This is a genomic window from Embleya australiensis (assembly GCF_051903075.1).
Classification (GTDB): domain Bacteria; phylum Actinomycetota; class Actinomycetes; order Streptomycetales; family Streptomycetaceae; genus Embleya.
In genome coordinates, this window is record NZ_CP182422.1 from 837143 (window position 1) to 853110 (window position 15968).

At 72.2% G+C, this 15968-nt stretch carries 13 protein-coding genes; 7 read left to right on the plus strand and 6 right to left on the minus strand.

From position 1 onward, the window contains the following. Positions 1-162 precede the first annotated feature (162 nt). The 3 genes from ACMXN5_RS03500 to ACMXN5_RS03510 form a co-directional block, all read right to left on the minus strand. Positions 163-1956: a glycosyl hydrolase family 18 protein gene (locus ACMXN5_RS03500; protein ID WP_439677939.1), complete on the minus strand. Its 1794-nt coding sequence runs from the start codon at positions 1954-1956 to the stop codon at positions 163-165. Positions 1957-2265: 309 nt separating this feature from the next. Further along, entirely contained in the window at positions 2266-2886 is a 621-nt protein-coding gene (locus ACMXN5_RS03505; RefSeq protein WP_379997349.1) for a hypothetical protein, read from the minus strand. A 46-nt stretch (positions 2887-2932) separates the two neighbouring features. Then, positions 2933-3061 carry a hypothetical protein gene (locus tag ACMXN5_RS03510; protein WP_395786721.1) on the minus strand — a complete coding sequence of 43 codons (129 nt, stop codon included), beginning with the start codon at positions 3059-3061 and terminating at the stop codon, positions 2933-2935. A gap of 376 nt (positions 3062-3437) precedes the next feature. Between ACMXN5_RS03510 and ACMXN5_RS03515 the strand changes: the two genes are divergently transcribed. The 7 genes from ACMXN5_RS03515 (at position 3438) to ACMXN5_RS03545 (ending at position 12596) form a co-directional block, all read left to right on the plus strand. Further along, positions 3438-4418 (plus strand): NAD(P)/FAD-dependent oxidoreductase, encoded by a 981-nt coding sequence (locus ACMXN5_RS03515; RefSeq protein WP_395786720.1) that lies wholly within the window; start codon positions 3438-3440, stop codon positions 4416-4418. 605 nt (positions 4419-5023) lie between these two features. Beyond that, positions 5024-6676, plus strand: coding sequence for an ABC transporter substrate-binding protein (locus ACMXN5_RS03520; RefSeq protein WP_439673924.1), 1653 nt, complete (start codon positions 5024-5026; stop codon positions 6674-6676). Continuing rightward, entirely contained in the window at positions 6676-7608 is a 933-nt protein-coding gene (locus ACMXN5_RS03525) for an ABC transporter permease (protein WP_439673925.1), read from the plus strand. Before ACMXN5_RS03520 ends, ACMXN5_RS03525 begins: the two co-directional genes overlap by 1 nt. Then, positions 7605-8471, plus strand: coding sequence for an ABC transporter permease (locus tag ACMXN5_RS03530; protein ID WP_439673927.1), 867 nt, complete (start codon positions 7605-7607; stop codon positions 8469-8471). Before ACMXN5_RS03525 ends, ACMXN5_RS03530 begins: the two co-directional genes overlap by 4 nt. Positions 8472-8635: 164 nt before the next feature. Beyond that, entirely contained in the window at positions 8636-10288 is a 1653-nt protein-coding gene (locus ACMXN5_RS03535; protein ID WP_439673928.1) for a dipeptide ABC transporter ATP-binding protein, read from the plus strand. Next, positions 10285-11373, plus strand: a complete 1089-nt coding sequence (locus tag ACMXN5_RS03540) for an LLM class flavin-dependent oxidoreductase (RefSeq protein ID WP_439673930.1) — start codon at positions 10285-10287, stop codon at positions 11371-11373. The genes ACMXN5_RS03535 and ACMXN5_RS03540 overlap by 4 nt, the downstream gene beginning before the upstream one ends. A 278-nt stretch (positions 11374-11651) precedes the next feature. Then, positions 11652-12596: a glutathione S-transferase C-terminal domain-containing protein gene (locus ACMXN5_RS03545; RefSeq protein WP_439673932.1), complete on the plus strand. Its 945-nt coding sequence runs from the start codon at positions 11652-11654 to the stop codon at positions 12594-12596. Positions 12597-12635: 39 nt separating this feature from the next. On the opposite strand, the gene ACMXN5_RS03550 is transcribed toward ACMXN5_RS03545, so the two are convergent. From ACMXN5_RS03550 to ssuE, 3 genes are all read right to left on the minus strand, one after another. After that, on the minus strand, positions 12636-14030 hold the full coding sequence (locus tag ACMXN5_RS03550; RefSeq protein WP_439673933.1) for an NtaA/DmoA family FMN-dependent monooxygenase: 1395 nt from the start codon (positions 14028-14030) through the stop codon (positions 12636-12638). An 11-nt stretch (positions 14031-14041) separates the two neighbouring features. Next, positions 14042-15169 carry an LLM class flavin-dependent oxidoreductase gene (locus ACMXN5_RS03555; RefSeq protein ID WP_439673935.1) on the minus strand — a complete coding sequence of 376 codons (1128 nt, stop codon included), beginning with the start codon at positions 15167-15169 and terminating at the stop codon, positions 14042-14044. Positions 15170-15239: 70 nt separating this feature from the next. Then, a complete protein-coding gene (ssuE, locus tag ACMXN5_RS03560) occupies positions 15240-15773 on the minus strand; it encodes an NADPH-dependent FMN reductase (protein WP_379997371.1) in 534 nt (177 codons plus the stop codon). Positions 15774-15968 lie beyond the last annotated feature (195 nt).

Consider the following 15968-nt stretch of genomic DNA (forward strand, 5'->3'; position numbering starts at 1 on the left):
CCTGGGACCTCGCCCGCGCGGTTTGTGCCGAACCCGTCGTCCGCGCCGGTGGACGACGGGCCCGCTGGGGGGTGTCGTGACCGGGCACCCCGGTGGGCCCGGTCACGACCGTGCGGTCACGAAGCGGTGAAGGCGGCCGCGTTCGTGGCCGCGCCTTCGGGGCTAGCCCAGGCCGTTGTGGATCGCGGCCGCGAGTTCGCCGTTGGTGGTGTCACCGCTGAACTCCCAGAAGAAGGCGCCGCGCAGGTTCTGCGCCTTGGCCCAGTGCATCTTGGAGGCGACGGTGGCCGGGGTGTCGTAGCTCCACCAGTTGCTGCCGCACTTGGCGTAGGCGGTGCCGGCCACGAGGCCGGTGGTGGGGCAGCTGCTCTTGAGCACCTTGTAGTCCTCGATGCCGGCCTCGTAGGTGCCCGGGGCGGCGCCGGTGGCGGTGCCGCCGGGCGTGTCCTGGGTGACGCCGGTCCAGCCGCGGCCGTAGAAGCCGATGCCGAGGAGGAGCTTGTTCGCCGGTACGCCCTTGGTCTTGAGCTTGGCGATGGCGTCCGAGGAGTTGAAGCCGTCCTTGGGGATGCCGGTGTACGAGGTCAGCGGCGAGTGGGGGGCGGTGGGGCCCTTGGCGTCCCAGGCGCCGAAGAAGTCGTACGTCATCACGTTGTACCAGTCGACGGACGCGGAGGCGCCGCCGTAGTCGGCCGCGTCGATCTTGCCGGCCGAGGAGGCGTCGGCGGTGATCGCCGCGGTGACGAGGTTGTTGGCACCGAACTTGGCGCGGGTGGCCGCGAGCAGCGTCTTGATCGACGCGGCGCCGCTGGTGTCGCAGGTCAGGCCGCACGCGTTGGGGTATTCCCAGTCGAGGTCGATGCCGTCGAACACGTCGGCCCAGCGCGGGTCCTCGACCAGGTTGTAGCAGGACTCGGCGAACGCGGCGGGGTTGGCCGCGGCCTGGCCGAAGCCGCCGGACCAGGTCCAGCCGCCGAAGGACCACAGGACCTTGATGTTGGGGTACTTGGCCTTGAGCTGGCGCAGTTGGTTGAAGTTGCCGCGCAGCGGCTGCTCCCAGTTGTCGGCGACGCCGCTGACGCTTTGGTCGGCCGTGAACGCCTTGTCGTAGTCGGCGTAGGAGTCGCCGATGGTGCACTTGCCGCCCTGGACGTTGCCGAAGGCGTAGTTGATGTGGGTGATCTTGGCGGCCGAGCCGGACGTGACGATGTTCTTCACGTTGTAGTTGCGGCCGTAGATGCCCCAGTTGGTGAAGTAGCCGAGCTTGACCGCGTTGCCGCCGCCGCCGGGGTTGCCGCCGCCGGTGGTGTGCACGGTGACCGGGGCGCTCGCCGGGCCGGTCTGGTCGGCGTTGTCGCGGGCGACGACGGTGTAGGTGTAGTCGGTGCCCGCGGCGAGGCCGCCGTCGGTGTAGGTGGTCGTGGCGACGGTGGCGACCTTGGTGCCGCCGCGCAGCACGTCGTAGTTCTTGACGCCGTGGTCGTCGGTCGCCGCGGTCCAGGTGAGCGTGGCGCCGTTGTCGCCGACGTTGCTCGCCACGGGCGTTCCGGGTGCCGATGGCGGGTTGTCGCCGGGGTTCGTGGGTCCCCCGTCGCAGGAGGCGCCGTTGATCTTGCAGCCCGTGGGGTTGCCGGGGCCGGTGCCGTTGAAGCCGAAGGTCACCGAGGCGCCGGGGGCGACGGTGCCGTTCCAGCCGACGTTCTTGGCGCTGTAGTGGTCGCCGGTGCGCGTGACGGTGGCGTCCCAGGACGAGCCGACGGCGGTGCCGGCGGGGAAGTCCCATTCCAGGGTCCACGAGCTGATCGCGGCGGTGCCGGTGTTCTTGACGGTCCAGCTTCCGCCGAAGCCGGAGCCCCAGTCGGAGGTCTTGACGAATGTCGCGGTGGTGCCGGCGGCCTGTGCGGGGGACGCGAGGCCGACCATCGCCGCGAGGGGAAGCAGCAGGGCGCTCATCATGGCGACGAGAGTGCGTCGGGACAAGGTGGTGCGTTGTTTGGTTCCTGTGCTCAAGGGTGCTCCTCGAGTGGGGCCAGACATGCGGGGACGTGCACCAGCCGGTGGGGAAACGATTCGACCACCACCCCACCGGGGTTCCCGTGAGCGTAGGAAAGGTCTGGACCAGAGGTCAATGGTCTGTACCAAAATGGTCTGGACCAACCGCCGCGCCCGGCGCCGAAAACGCCGCACGCGGGCCCCGAAGGACCCGCGTGAGCTGGGGATTCGACGAACTTGCCGGAATTTTCGGACAGTTGCTCCGGTACGAAGTCAGCGACGGGCCGGCGCGTACGGCGCGCCGGGAGCCGGCGCGGTGCCGTCCACGGCGGCCCGCCAGCGGTCGTGCAGCCACATCTGGGTGCGCCGTCGGGCTGCCCGCTCGTCCCACTGCACGTCGCGCTCGTAGGTGAGCACGGACAGGTCCCCCGCGAGTACCGCCCACGTGTAGAGCCCGTTGATGTGACGCGCGTTGACCCTCATTCCGCTCACCGAACCGGCCCGACCGGAGGCGGTGGCGATGGTCTCGTCGTGCTGGGCGACCCACTGCACGGTCAGCCCCTCGGCGTGCAGCGGATCGACGTGGTGCCAAAACGCCTCGGCGGCGGCGTGCGCCTCCTCGGTGCCGGGCAGCGGTCCCGGGCGCGGGCCGTCCAGCCGGGTCCAGCCCAGCAGGGTGCCGTCGGCGCGGTCGACCACCACACTGGCGTGCGCGCCGCCGGGGCGCGGATCGCCGGCGGGTTGGTGGCGCAGGACCACGACGGGGCGCTCGTCGTGCCACGCGTAGTCGAGCGCGGTGAGTATCCAGGTGCGGGGTATCGACAGTCGGCACTTCGCCAGCAGAGCGGCGACGGCGGTGGTGACGTCGGAGTCCCTGCCGGGGAACAGGGTCATGGTGCGTCCTCGCGGTCGTGCGGGATTCGAACGGGCTCGAAGCGGATCAGGTCGGTGCGGCCGCCTCGCCACCGGGGCGCGGTGCCGCGAACTCGCGTACCGGATCGGGACCGAGCCGCCGGCAGGCGACCTCGATCACGCCGCGGTGCGCGGGCGCCGCCAGTTTGCCGCACACACGTTCGCCTTCGCCCGTGAGGGTGAGTCGACCGGGCGCGGCACGGGCGGGCGGTGCGGTCGCGGGGCTAACCCGGGGCGGGCCGTGGCACCGAGGCCGGGCGCGACCGTGGTCCGCGCCCATCGCGATCGGCGCCGAAGCGCCGATCGTCGCGGCGGCGCGCAGGAGAACTCCATGGACGGGACCCTAACGATCGGCGAGCCGGATGAGAACAAGTTCCACGGTTTCCATACGGCCACGTATGGACTTTTGCCCACCGTTGGGCTACCTCGCGTGCGGTTGGTGCTTCCGTTCGTGTGACGCGGGGCACGAACTCGGAGAAGGCCGTGTGTCCTTGGGCTAGTGTCCGGGCAACCCCGCTCGGGAAGGAGCGCGTGTGTCCACCACCGTCGACACCGATCTGCTCGTCGTCGGCGCGGGCCCGACGGGCCTGTACGCCGCCTACTACGCGGGATTCCGGGGCCTGCGCACCGCGCTCGTCGACTCGCTGCCCGAACCCGGCGGCCAGATCTCCGCGATGTACCCGGAGAAGATGATCTACGACGTCGCGGGCTTCCCCGCGATCAAGGGCCAGGACCTGGTCGACGCGCTGGTCGAACAGGCCGCCCCGTTCGAGCCGAACTACCTCCTCGGGCACCGCGCCGAGCAGTTGGCGCAGGACGAGGACGGCGTCACGATCACCTGCGCGAGCGGCCTGGTGGTACGCACCAAGGTGGTGTTGATCAGCGGCGGCATCGGCACCTTCAGTCCGCGCCCGCTGCCGGCGGCCGACGCGTTCACCGGCGAGGGTGTGCGCTACTTCGTGCCGCGCCTGGCCGATCTGGCCGGACTGGACGTGTTGATCGTGGGCGGCGGCGACTCGGCGTTCGACTGGGCGACCAGCCTGGAGCCGATCGCCAAGTCGATCACCCTGGTCCACCGGCGGGACAAGTTCCGCGCGCACGAGCACACCGTGCGACGGGTGTTGGCCTCCACCACCGAGGTGATCACCTCCGCCGAGGTCACCGCGCTGCACGGCAACGGGCAGGTGCGGGCGGCGGATGTGGTCGGCAAGCTCGACGGCGCGGTTCGCACGCTGCCGGTCCAGGCGGTGGTGGCCGCGCTCGGCTTCGTCGCGGACCTGGGGCCGATGACGCACTGGGGCCTGGAGCAGCGCAAGCGGCACATCGTGGTGAACCAGGCGATGCGCACCAACCTGGAGCGGGTGTTCGCCGCCGGGGACATCGTCGACTACGACGGCAAGGTCAAGCTGATCGCCACCGGCTTCGGCGAGGCGGCCACCGCGGTCAACAACGCGATGACCGTGATCGATCCCTCGGCGCACGTCTTCCCGGGCCACTCCTCCGACGTCCCGTAGGCCGCCGGCGGGCCGCGCGGTCGACTGCGCCGGGCGGCCCCGGCGTCGGCGATACCGCCGGCGCCGGGGCCGCGGGTATTGCCGCCCGATGCGGGTTTTCGTATCCCCGCCACCGAAAAGCGGAATTACCACTTGTTGTCGCCACTACGGACTCGATAGGCTCTCGCCGGTACGGATATCGATCCATTGTTGTCGAAGGACGTCATGACGCTCGTGGTGCCGGTCACCGCCTCCACCCCCGGGGTCTCCTCGCGGCGTGTCGAGGCCGTCGCGCCCTGCGGCGCGGCCGTGCACCGCCCGCGAACTCCCCTGTGCACGCGCAGGCATGTCGACTTCGGCCGGGTCCACAGCTCGGCCTGTCGAGCCCGCTGACCGCCGCGGACCGGACCGCTCCGCCGCCGGACCCCCCTCGTCGATCCCGCCGATCCCGGTGATCGTGGGGCGTCCGCCCGCCGTTCCACATTCCTCCCCTCGATTCGCCGCGTCCCGCGCCGGCCCGATTTCCGTCGGGATTCGCACGGCGCCGTGCGCGCGTGAATCGATGGATATCGCCTGCCCGAAATCACGCGCGCCGCCGCGTGAATTCGTCCTGCCCGGAGATATACATGCGCCTTTCCCGATTCGCCGCCGATCCCGCCTTCCCCGCCTTCCGAAGACTGCGCCGCGCCGCCGGCTCCGGCGCCGCCGCGACCGCCGCCCTGGCCCTGGTCGCCGCCTGCAACGGCGCCGGCGGCCCGGCGGCGAACTCCGCCGAGGTCGGCCCGCCGAAGGCCGGCGGCACGCTCACCTTCGCGCTGGCCGCCGACCCCACGTGCCTGGACCCGCAGCAGTTCGGCACCAACGCGAGCCTGAACGTGGGCCGCCAACTCGTCGACTCGCTGACCGACCAGGACGGGCGCACCGGCGAGATCAAGCCGTGGCTGGCCACCTCGTGGGAGGTGAACCCGCAGGCCACCGCGTTCACCTTCCACCTGCGCCCGGGGGTGACCTTCGCCGACGGCGCCCCGCTGGACGGCGCGGCGGTCAAGGCCAACCTGGACGCGGTGCTCGCGCTGGGCGCCAAGGCCACCGTGGCGAGCAGCTACCTCGCCGGCTACCGGGGCACCGCGGTGCTCGACCCGACCACCGTGCGGGTCGAATTCGCCGCGCCCAGCGCCCAGTTCCTCCAGGCCACCTCGACCATGTCGCTCGGCCTGCTCTCCCCCGCCACCCTCGCCAAGACCCCCGAACAGCGCTGCCAGGGCGACCTGGTCGGCTCGGGCCCGTTCACGCTGCGCTCGTACAAGCCGAACCAGAGCGTGGAGTTGGCCAAGCGCGCCGGGTACGGCTGGGGCTCGTCGCTGTTCGCCCACCCGGGCGAGGCGTACCTGGATCGGCTGGTGTTCAAGATCGTGCCCGAGTCCGGGGTGCGCGCCGGCAGCCTGGAGTCCGGTCAGGTGGACGCGATCAGCGACGTACAGCCGCAGGACGAGGCCCGCTTCGCCGCCGGCTACACCGTGTTGACCCGGCCCAACCCGGGCGTGGTGTTCGTCCTCCAGGCCAACGTCTCGCGCCCGATCCTGGGCGAGGACGCGGTCCGGCGGGCCATCGCCAAGGCGGTGGACCGGCCCGAGGTGGCGCAGACCGTACTCACCCCGAAGTACAAGGCGGCCACCTCGCCGCTGGCCTCGGTCACGCCCGGCTACGTCGACCTGTCCGCGCAGCTGGGATACGACCCCGAGGGGGCGAAGCGGCTCCTGGAGGAGGCCGGTTGGCGGGCCGGCTCGGACGGCGTCCGGGTCAAGGACGGGCGCCGGCTGAGCGTGGACGTGATCTTCGCGCCGCTGTTCAACGCCAGCCAGTCCGTCCTGGAGCTGGTCCAGCAGCAGTTGCGCCGGGTCGGGGTGGACCTGCGGCTGCGCAAACTGGCCGCCGGTGAGCAGAACCAGGTGCAGAACGCGGGCGACTACGACTTCGCCTACTACAACGTCACCCGCTCCGACCCGGACATCCTGCGCACCCTGTTCGGCACCAGGACGGTGAACCGGCTCCGGATCCCCTCCGGCGACCTGGACACCGTGCTCGACGACCAGGCGCAGAACCTCGACCCGGCGCAGCGCTTCGCGAAGGTCGCCGAGGCGCAGCGCATCGTCACCGATCGGGCCTATGTGGTGCCGCTGTTCGAGCTGGCGCAGGTGCACGGGCTCGGTCCGAAGGTGCATGGGCTGACCTTCGAGGCGTCCTCGCGCCTGCAGTTCCACGACACGTGGGTGGGCTGATGCGCGGATATCTGCTGCGCCAGTTGGTGCAGGCGGTGGTGGTGTTGTGGGCGGCGTTCACCGTCTCGTTCGTGGTGTTGTATCTGCTGCCCGGGGATTCGTTGTCGATCAGGCTGGGCGGCTTGGAGGGCACCGCGACACAGGCGCAGATCGACGCGGTGCGGGCCGAGTACGGCCTGGACGACCCGCTGTATGTGCAGTACGCGCACGCCCTGGGTGACGCGCTGGGCGGGGATCTGGGGCGGTCGGCGCAGACGGGGGCGCCGGTGGTGCGCACGATCGCCGACGCACTGCCGCAGACATTGGCGCTGACCGGGTGCGCGATGGTGTTGGCGGTGCTCGGCGGTGGGGCGGTGGCGTTGGCGGCCACGTTCACCCGGGTGCGGGCGCTGCGTCAGGTGTTGTTGTCGTTGCCCGCGATCGGGATCTCGATGCCGGGTTTTTGGGTGGGTCTGCTGCTGGTCCAGGTGGTGTCGTTCCAGTGGGGGCTGCTGCCGGCGATGGGCAACGAGGGATTCGAGAGCCTGGTGCTGCCGGCGATCACGATGGCGCTGCCGGCGGGCGCGATGATCGCGCAGGTGTTGGCGAAGAGCCTGACCACCGCGTTGGCCGAGCCGTATGTGGAGACCGCGCGGGCCAAGGGGGCGGGCCGGGTGCGGATCCATCTGCGGCACGCGCTGCGCAACGCGTCGTTGCCGGCGCTGACCCTGGCGGCGGTGCTGGCGGGGAATCTGCTGATGGAGTCGGTGGTGGTGGAGACGGTGTTCTCCCGGGCCGGCGTGGGCCGGTTGACGGCGGCGGCGGTGGATACCCAGGACCTGGCGGTGGTGCAGGGCGTGGTGTTGCTGGCGGCGGTGGTGTTCGTGGTGGTCGCGCTGGTGGTGGATCTGCTGTATCCGCTGCTGGATCCGCGGGTGGGGAGGACGGTGTGACGACGGCGACCGGGTTCGGTGCGCGGGTGGGGCCCGCGGCGCGTGGGCATGCGTGGTTCGTGGTGCGCCGGCCCGGGTTGTTGCTCTCGCTGGTGGTGCTGGCGCTGGTGCTGCTCGCGGCGCTGGTCCCGACGCTGTTCGCGGACGGGGATCCCCTGGTGGGCACGCCGCGCGAGCGGTTGCAGGGCCCGAGTCGGGAGCACCTGTTCGGTACCGATCAGCTCGGGCGGGACCTGTTCACCCGGGTCGTGCACGGCAGTTCGCTCTCGCTGCGGGCGACGGTGGTCGCGGTGGCGGTGGCCCTGGTGGTCGGCGGCGGGCTCGGTCTGGTGGCCGGGTTCGTCGGCGGGTGGCCGGACGCGGTGTTGATGCGCACGGTGGACGTGGTGCAGGCGATTCCGCGGCTGTTGTTGTCGCTGGCGCTGGTGAGCGCGCTGGGTTTCGGCACCACGAAGGTGGCGATCGCGGTGGGGGTGGCCAGTGTCGCGTCCTTCGCCCGGGTGATGCGCGCCGAGGTGTTGCGGGTGCGTTCGTCGGTGTATGTGGAGGCGGCGCGGGCGAGCGGGGTGCGGTCGGGAGCGATCCTGGCGCGGCATGTGTTGCCGAACGCGTCCGGGCCGGTGTTCGTGCTGGCCGCATTGGAGTTCGGGGTGGCGATCCTGGCCGTGTCGGCGCTGAGTTTCCTGGGGTTCGGCGCGCCGCCGCCGACGCCGGAGTGGGGCGTGTTGATCTCCGACGGGCGCGGGTTCGTGGCCACGGCGTGGTGGTTGACCACATTTCCCGGGCTGGTGATCGCGGCGACGGTGTTGTCGGCGAACCGCGTTTCGCGGGCCCTGGACGGAGAGCGGAGGCGGGAGCGATGAGCGGCGGCTTGGTACGCGGTGGGCGGGCTCGGCGGGTGGAGGGGGCGGTGGGGGGCGCCCCGGCGGTTGCGGGGTCGGCGGGGCCGGCGGGTCTGCCGGGGGCGCCGGGTGTGCCGGACGCTTCGGGCGCGCCCGGGGCGTCGGGTGCCTCGGGGGCGCCGGCTGTGGCTGCGACCGAGGTGCCGTTGCTGGACGTTCGTGGGTTGCGGGTGTCGTATCGCACCTCGCATGGGTCGGTGGACGCGGTGACGGCCGCCGATGTGAGCGTGTTGCCGGGCGAAGTGGTGGCGGTGGTCGGCGAGTCGGGGTCGGGCAAGAGCACCACGGCGCACGCGATCGTGGGGCTGCTGCCGGCGGGCGGACGGGTCGGCGCGGGGCGGGTGTTGTTCGAGGATCGGGATCTGCTGGGGTTGCGCGAGCGGGACCTGCGTGCGGTGCGCGGTCGTTCGATCGGACTGATCCCACAGGACCCGATGGTCTCGCTCAATCCGGTGCGGCGGGTCGGCGACCAGGTCGCCGAGGCGCTGATCGTGCACGGGTTGGCGAGCGGGAAGGAGGCCGCCGAGCGGGCGGTGGCCGCGCTCGACGAGGCGGGTCTGTCCGAACCGGCGTTGCGTGCGCGGCAGTTCCCGCACGAGTTGTCCGGGGGCATGTGCCAGCGGGTGTTGATCGCCATCGCGCTGGCGTGCCGGCCGAAGCTGGTGATCGCCGACGAGCCGACCAGCGCGCTCGATGTCACCGTGCAGCGGCGCATCCTGGACCACATCGAGGAGCTGACCCACGCGCACGGCACCGCGATGTTGTTGATCACGCACGATCTGGGGGTGGCGGCCGACCGGGCCCGGCGGGTGGTGGTGATGTCGCGCGGCGAGGTGGTCGAGCAGGGACCGGCGGAGCGGGTCCTGACCGATCCCGAACACCCGTACACCCGGCGGTTGATCGCCGCCGCGCCCAGTTTGACCCGGCGGCGGGCCCGGCCGCGTCCGGTCCGCGATCCGGTGCCGCGGACCGAGCCGCTGTTGACCGTGACCGGCCTGGTCAAGGAGTTCGCGCTGCCGCGGACCAAGGAGGGGCCGCGCACGGTGCGCGCGGTGGACGACGTCTCGTTCACCGTGCGGCGCGGCGAGACGTTCGCGCTGGTCGGCGAGTCGGGCTCGGGCAAGTCGACCACGGTGCGGATGATCCTGGGTCTGGAGACGCCCACCGAGGGCCGCGTGCTGATCGAGGGCCGGGACGTCACCCGGCCCGGGCGCGGCGAGGCACGGGCGCTGCGCCGGCGTATGCAGTTGGTGTATCAGAACCCGTACGCGTCGCTGGATCCGCGCTTCACCGTGTCCGAGATCGTCGAGGAGCCGCTGCGCGCCTATCGGGTCGGCACGCGGGCGCAGCAGCGGGCCCGGGCGGCGGCGCTGATCGATCAGGTGGCGCTGCCGGCGGACGTGTTGCGCCGCAAACCGGCGGAGTTGTCGGGTGGACAGCGGCAACGGGTGGCGATCGCACGGGCGTTGGCGCTGGAGCCGGATCTGGTGGTGTGCGACGAGCCGGTGTCCGCGCTGGACGTGTCCGTCCAAGCGCAGATCCTGGATCTGCTCGCCCGGCTCCGGGAGGAGTTGGGGGTGAGTTATCTGTTCATCTCGCACGATCTGGCCGTGGTGCGGCAGATCGCCGACCGGGTGGGTGTGCTGCGCGCGGGTCGGCTGGTCGAGAAGGGCACCTGCGAGCAGGTGTTGGCGGCGCCGACCCATCCGTATACGCGCGAGTTGATCGCGGCCATTCCGGGGCGGCGCCGCCCGCGACTGTTGGGGGCGGTGTCATGAAGTTCGCGGTGTTCACGCTGGGTGCCAACGCACCGCATCCGCTCACCGGCGAACAGGCGCCGGCGCACGAGCGGTTGCGGGATTTGGTGGAGAGCGCGGCGCTGGCGGAGGAGTTGGGGTTCGACGCGTTCGGGGTGGGCGAGCGGCACGGCGAGCCGTTCCTGTCCTCGGCGCCGCCGGTGATCCTGGCGGCGGTGGCACAGCGCACGTCGCGGATCCGGTTGTTGACCACCTTGACCGTGATCAGTGTGCTGGACCCGGTGCGGGTGGCCGAGGACTACGCGACGGTCGACCAGCTGTCCGAGGGCCGGCTGGATCTGATGGTCGGCAAGGGCAACGACCCTCGGCACTTCCCGCTGTTCGGCCTCGACGAGGCGGATCAGTGGGAGTTGCAGGAGGAGAAGTTCGAGTTGCTGCGGCGGTTGTGGAGCGAGGAGAAGGTGACGTGGTCGGGGCGTTTTCGCACCCCCCTGCACGAGGTCACCACCCAGCCGCGCCCGTTCCCGCGTGCGGGCGGGCGGGCGCCGGTGATCTGGCACGGGAGCGCGACCAGCCGGGCGTCCACGGAGTTGGCCGCGAAGTGGGGGGATCCGCTGTTCACCGCGAACGGGTTCCATCCGATGGCCAAGTACGCGGATCTGATCGACCACTATCGCGAGCGCTGGGCGGCGTACGGGCACGATCCGGCGGACGCGGTGGTCGGTTCGGGTGCGGGCGGCTGCTATGTGGCGCCGACCTCGCAGGAGGCGTTGGCGCGATATCGGCCGTACTACGACGCGTTCGCGAAGTCGGCGGCGGCGCAGCACAATCGTTCGCCGTTCACGTCGCTGGAGGACAACGTCGCCAACGGCCCTGCGCTGGTGGGCAGTCCGGCGCAGATCGTGGACAAGGTCGGTCGCTACCACGCCGCGTACGGACATCAGGTGCAGGCGATCGGGACGGAGGGGCTGGATCGGGCGGAACGGCGGGCGGTGTTGGAGCTGTTCGCGGACGAGGTGGCGCCGGAGTTGCGTCGTGCGTTGCCCTCGCGGGTGTGGGAGGGGACGGGATCGGCGGGTTCGGGAATCGGCGCCGGGGATCGGTGAAGGCCCTTGCGGGGGCGGTCCGCAGCGCGAATAATCCGAGCCATGGACGGCTGCGTGTGTCACGCGGGCCCCCGCCCGGTTCTGCCGAGGGCGCGGGTCCTGATCGCCGTTCACCTGTTGATCCGCCGCCACATCGACTTCCTGCGCGTGTGCAGCGCGAGTTGTCGCGCGGTCTGAGTTTCACGCCACCGGTCCGCCCGGATTTCGGGCTGGGGCCGCGCCGTGCCGTGCCGTCTCGACCGTTGCCACACTCAACGCCCCGCGCGAGGGAGACCCGTATGTCCACGACATCCCCGAAGGCCGCCGGACCGATCGACTTCCGCCTCCACGGGCGCTACCGTGCCCGCCACTCCGGGTCGCCGCTGCCGGGCCTGGAGACCATCCGCCCGCCGATGCAGCGCTTCCGCGGCCGGATCGGCGCCGGGTTCCGCGCCGAGCCGTACCGCTTCCACCTGTACCTGTGCCTGGCCTGCCCGAAGTCGCTGCGGGTGGCGATCACCCGGGACCTGAAGGGCCTGGGCGACGTGGTGGGCACGTCGCTGGTGGACCCGGTCCGCGACGGGCGCGGCTGGGCGTTTCGCGACGGGGACGGCCACGGCCTCGACCCGGTCGGCGGGTTCGCGTTCCTGCGTGAGGCGTACGAGGCGACCGAGTACCACTACGACGGGCCGGTGAGCGTGCCGGTGTTGTGGGACCGGTGGAGCGGACGCATCGTCAGCAACCACGCGCCGCACGTGCTGCGCGACCTGGCCACCGCGTTCGGGGGCGGGCCGGATCTGTATCCGGCCGATCGGCGCGAGGAACTGTGCGCGCTGGACACCCTGTTCGAGGAGGACGTCACCGACGCGGCGCAGCGGGCCGGGCGGGCGCCGGCCGGGTCGCGGCGGGCGGAGGCGATGGACACCGTGCTGGCCACCCTGGCGGTGGCCGAACGGCGGCTCGCGGTGCGGCCGTTCCTGCTGGGCGATCGGCTGACCTCGGCGGACGTACACCTGTGGGTCACGCTTGTGCATCTGGACGCGGTGCACAAGCGGCACTTGGACGCCGCGGACGTGCACCGGCTCGCGGCGCACCCGCATCTGTGGGCGTACGCGCGGCGGTTGAACCTGATCCCGGCGTTCCGCGACAACCTGCGCCTGGACCACATCGCCCGAAACCACCGGAGCCACTGTCGTGGCCCGGCGGCTTCGGGGGTCTCGATCGCGCTCAACGACTGGAGCTGAGTCGGCGGGGGCGGTGGGGCCTCGGTGTCGGGCCGGGGCTCACACCGCCACGTCGTCGTGGCGGTGGGTGCCGGCCGCCTGGCCGGGGGCGGGCAGGTTCAGGTGTTCGCGCAGGGTGGTGCCCTCGTATTCGGCGCGGAAGACGCCGCGCTCCTGGAGGATGGGCACCACCTGATCGACGAAGTCGTCGAGGCCGGTCGGGGTCAGGTGCGGTACGAGGATGAAACCGTCGCTCGCGCCGTCGCGCACGTGCACCTCCATCCGGTCCGCGATGTGCTCGGCGGTGCCGATGAACGTCTGGTGCGCGGCCACCTCGATCACCACCTCGCGCAGGCTCAAGCCGCCCTTGGCCGCCGCGAGTTCGCGCCAGGCGCGGGCGGTCTCCAGCGGGTCGGTGCCGGAGCGGACCCGGCCGCGGCTGATCGAGGCGGCGTCGGCGACGGGGTCGAAGTCCGGGAGCGGCCCGTCGGGGTCCAGGTCGGACAGGTCGCGGCCCCAGACCTGTTCGGCGCTGTGGATCGCGTTGCGCGGGCTGACCTGTTGCCGGCGGATCCAGGCGGCCTTCTCCTGGGCCTCCTCGGTGGTGGCGCCGACGACGGCGGTCACCGCGGGCAGGATCCTGAGCTCGTCGGGGCCCCGCCCGTGTCGCGCGGCGCGGCCCTTCATGTCGGCGTAGAAGGCGCGTCCCGCGTCGTAGTGGCCGTGCCGGGAGAAGATCACGTCGGCATACGCGGCGCCGAACTCGCGCCCGTCCTCGGAGTCGCCGGCCTGGATCAGCACCGGCCTGCCCTGCGGGCCGCGCGGCACGGTGAATCGGCCGTCGATGGCGAAGTGCCGTCCGTGGTGCGCGAATCGTCCCGCGTCGGGGGTGGCGAACGTGCCCGTGTCGCGGTCGGCGAGGTGTGCGTCGGGGGCCCAGCTGTCCCACAGGGTGCGGGCGGCCTCGACGAACTCGGCGGCGCGTTCGTAGCGTTGCTCGCGGGGCAGGAAGCCGCCGCGCCGGAAGTTCTCCCCCGTCCAGGCGTCGGGCGAGGTGACCACGTTCCAGCCGGCACGGCCGGCGCTGAGGTGGTCGAGCGAGGCGATCCTGCGGGCCAGTTCGTACGGCTCGTTGTAGGTGGCGGTGGCGGTCGCGGCCAGGCCGAGCCGGTCGGTGACCGCGGCCAGGCCCGCCAGTACGGTGAGCGCGTCGGGGCGTCCGGCGACGTCGAGTTCGAGGATGCGGCCCTGGTGTTCGCGCAGCCGCTGGCCCTCGGCGAGGAAGAAGAAGTCGAACCTGCCGCGTTCGGCGACGCGGGCGAGGTGTTCGAACGAGTCGAAGTCGATCTGGCTGCCCGAGTGCGGGTCGCTCCAGACGGTGGTGCTGTTCACGCCCGGGAAGTGCGCGGCGAGGTGGATGCGCGTGCGGTGGCGGGGGTGCTGGGAGTGGGGCATGCGTACCCTCCTCAGGTGTGGGCGTAGCGGTTGGCCGGACGCGGTAGGTCCAGGTGGCCGCGCAGGGTGTCCGCGGTGTAGGCGGTGCGGGCGAGGCCGTGCTCGCGCAGGATCGGGACCAGGTCCTCGACGATGCGGTCCAGGTCGTACGGCAGCACGCCGGGGACGAGCGTGAAGCCGTCGACGGCGTTGCCCGTGTACCAGGCGGCGATGCGGTCGGCGAGCACCGCGGCGGTGCCGACGAAGGTGAGCCCGTCGGGCACGGGGACGTCCGAGCGCGCGTCCAGCAGGGCACGTTGCCGGCGGGCCTGGGGTTCGCTTTCGGCCAGGTGCACGGTGATGTCGGCGAGTACGCGTAGTTCGGCGGGGTCGCGGTCGTTGCCCTCGGCGATCGCGTGGGCGCGTTCGCGCAGCCGTCGGGCCTCGTCCGGGCCGGAGGCGTCGACGAACAGCACGTCGGCGAACCGGGCCGCGATCTCCAGTGTGTCCGGGCCGTCGACGGTGATCCCGATCACCGGCCGGCCCTGGGGCGGGCGGGGGGTGATGGAGGGGCCGCGGACGTCGAAGTAGGTGCCCTCGAAGTCGACGTAGTGCAACTTCTCCCGGTCCAGGAAACGGCTGGTGGCCACGTCGCGGATGATCGCGTCGTCCTCCCAGCTGTCCCACAACCGGCCGACGACGTCGGTGAACTCGCCTTGTTCGTCCGTGAGTTCACCGTCGGGGGCGACGGGTTTGCGGCCGAAGTGGCGGGCCTCGGCGGCGGTGCGCGACGCCTTGGGCCACCAGCCGGCCCGGCCGCGGCTGACGTGGTCGAGCGTGGCGATCGCGGTGGAGACGTGGAACGGCTCGGTGTGGGTGGTGGTGGCGGCCGGGATCAGGCCGATCGATGCGGTCGTCGGCGCCACGCGGGCGGCCACGGAGACCGCGTCGAGCCGGCCGGGAAGGCGGGCGGACGGTGGGCCGAGCGAGTCGTCGAGGCGGATGAAGTCGAACAGGCCGCGTTCGGCGGTACGCGCGAGCGCGACCCAATAGTTCGGGTCGAACAGGTCGGCCGGGCGGGCGTGCGGCGAACGCCACGCGGCGGGGTGGCGGCCCGCGCCGTCGAGGGCGACGCCGAGGTGGGGGTGGCCGGTGGTCATGCGAACTCCCTGGGGTGAGGGGCGGATCGGACCGGGCCGGTCGGCGGGGCGGGGCGCCGAGCGGCGCGGATCAGGCGACGGCGGCGGGGCGGCGCAGCCGGGCGGAGAACGCGTCGGCGAGTTCCTCCAGCGGCGCCACGCCCTCGGCTTCGATCCCGCCGGCGGCGGTGACGAAACGTTCGTGTACGAACCAGCCCTGCGCGACGTGGTCGGCGCCGAGCGAGGTCAGCACCGGGCGCAGCGCGTAGTCGAGGGCAAGGACGTGTGCGGGGGTGCCGCCGGTGAGGACCGGAAGGATCTCCTTGCCGCGCAGGGCGAATTGGGGGAGCACGTCGAGGAACGTCTTGAGGACGCCGCTGTAGGCGGCCTTGTAGACGGGGCTGGCGATGACGAGGGCGTCGGCGGCGGCGACCCGGGCGAGGGCCGCGCGCAGGTCGGGGTCGGCGAAGTCGGCGTACAGGAGGGCCTGGGCGGGCAGGTCGCGCACGGCGAGGGTGGACACGTCGTGCCCGTCGGCGGCCAGCCGGGCGGCGACGTGGCGGGCGACGGCGCCGGTGCGGGAGGTCGCGGAGGGGCTGCCCCATACGGTCAGGACGGTTGCCATGGGATTACCTCGGTTCGGGTGGTTCTGGGGTGGAGGTGGGTGCGGATGGGGCGCTTGGTCGTGGGGCGCGGGGCCGGGCACCGGTGTGCGGCGCCAGGGTGGGGCGGGTGCCGGGGGTGGAGCGAGGGGTGCGCGGCGGTCGGTCGGGCCGTGGACGGCCGTCCGTACCGGGTGGCGACTCGTGCGCCATTTCCG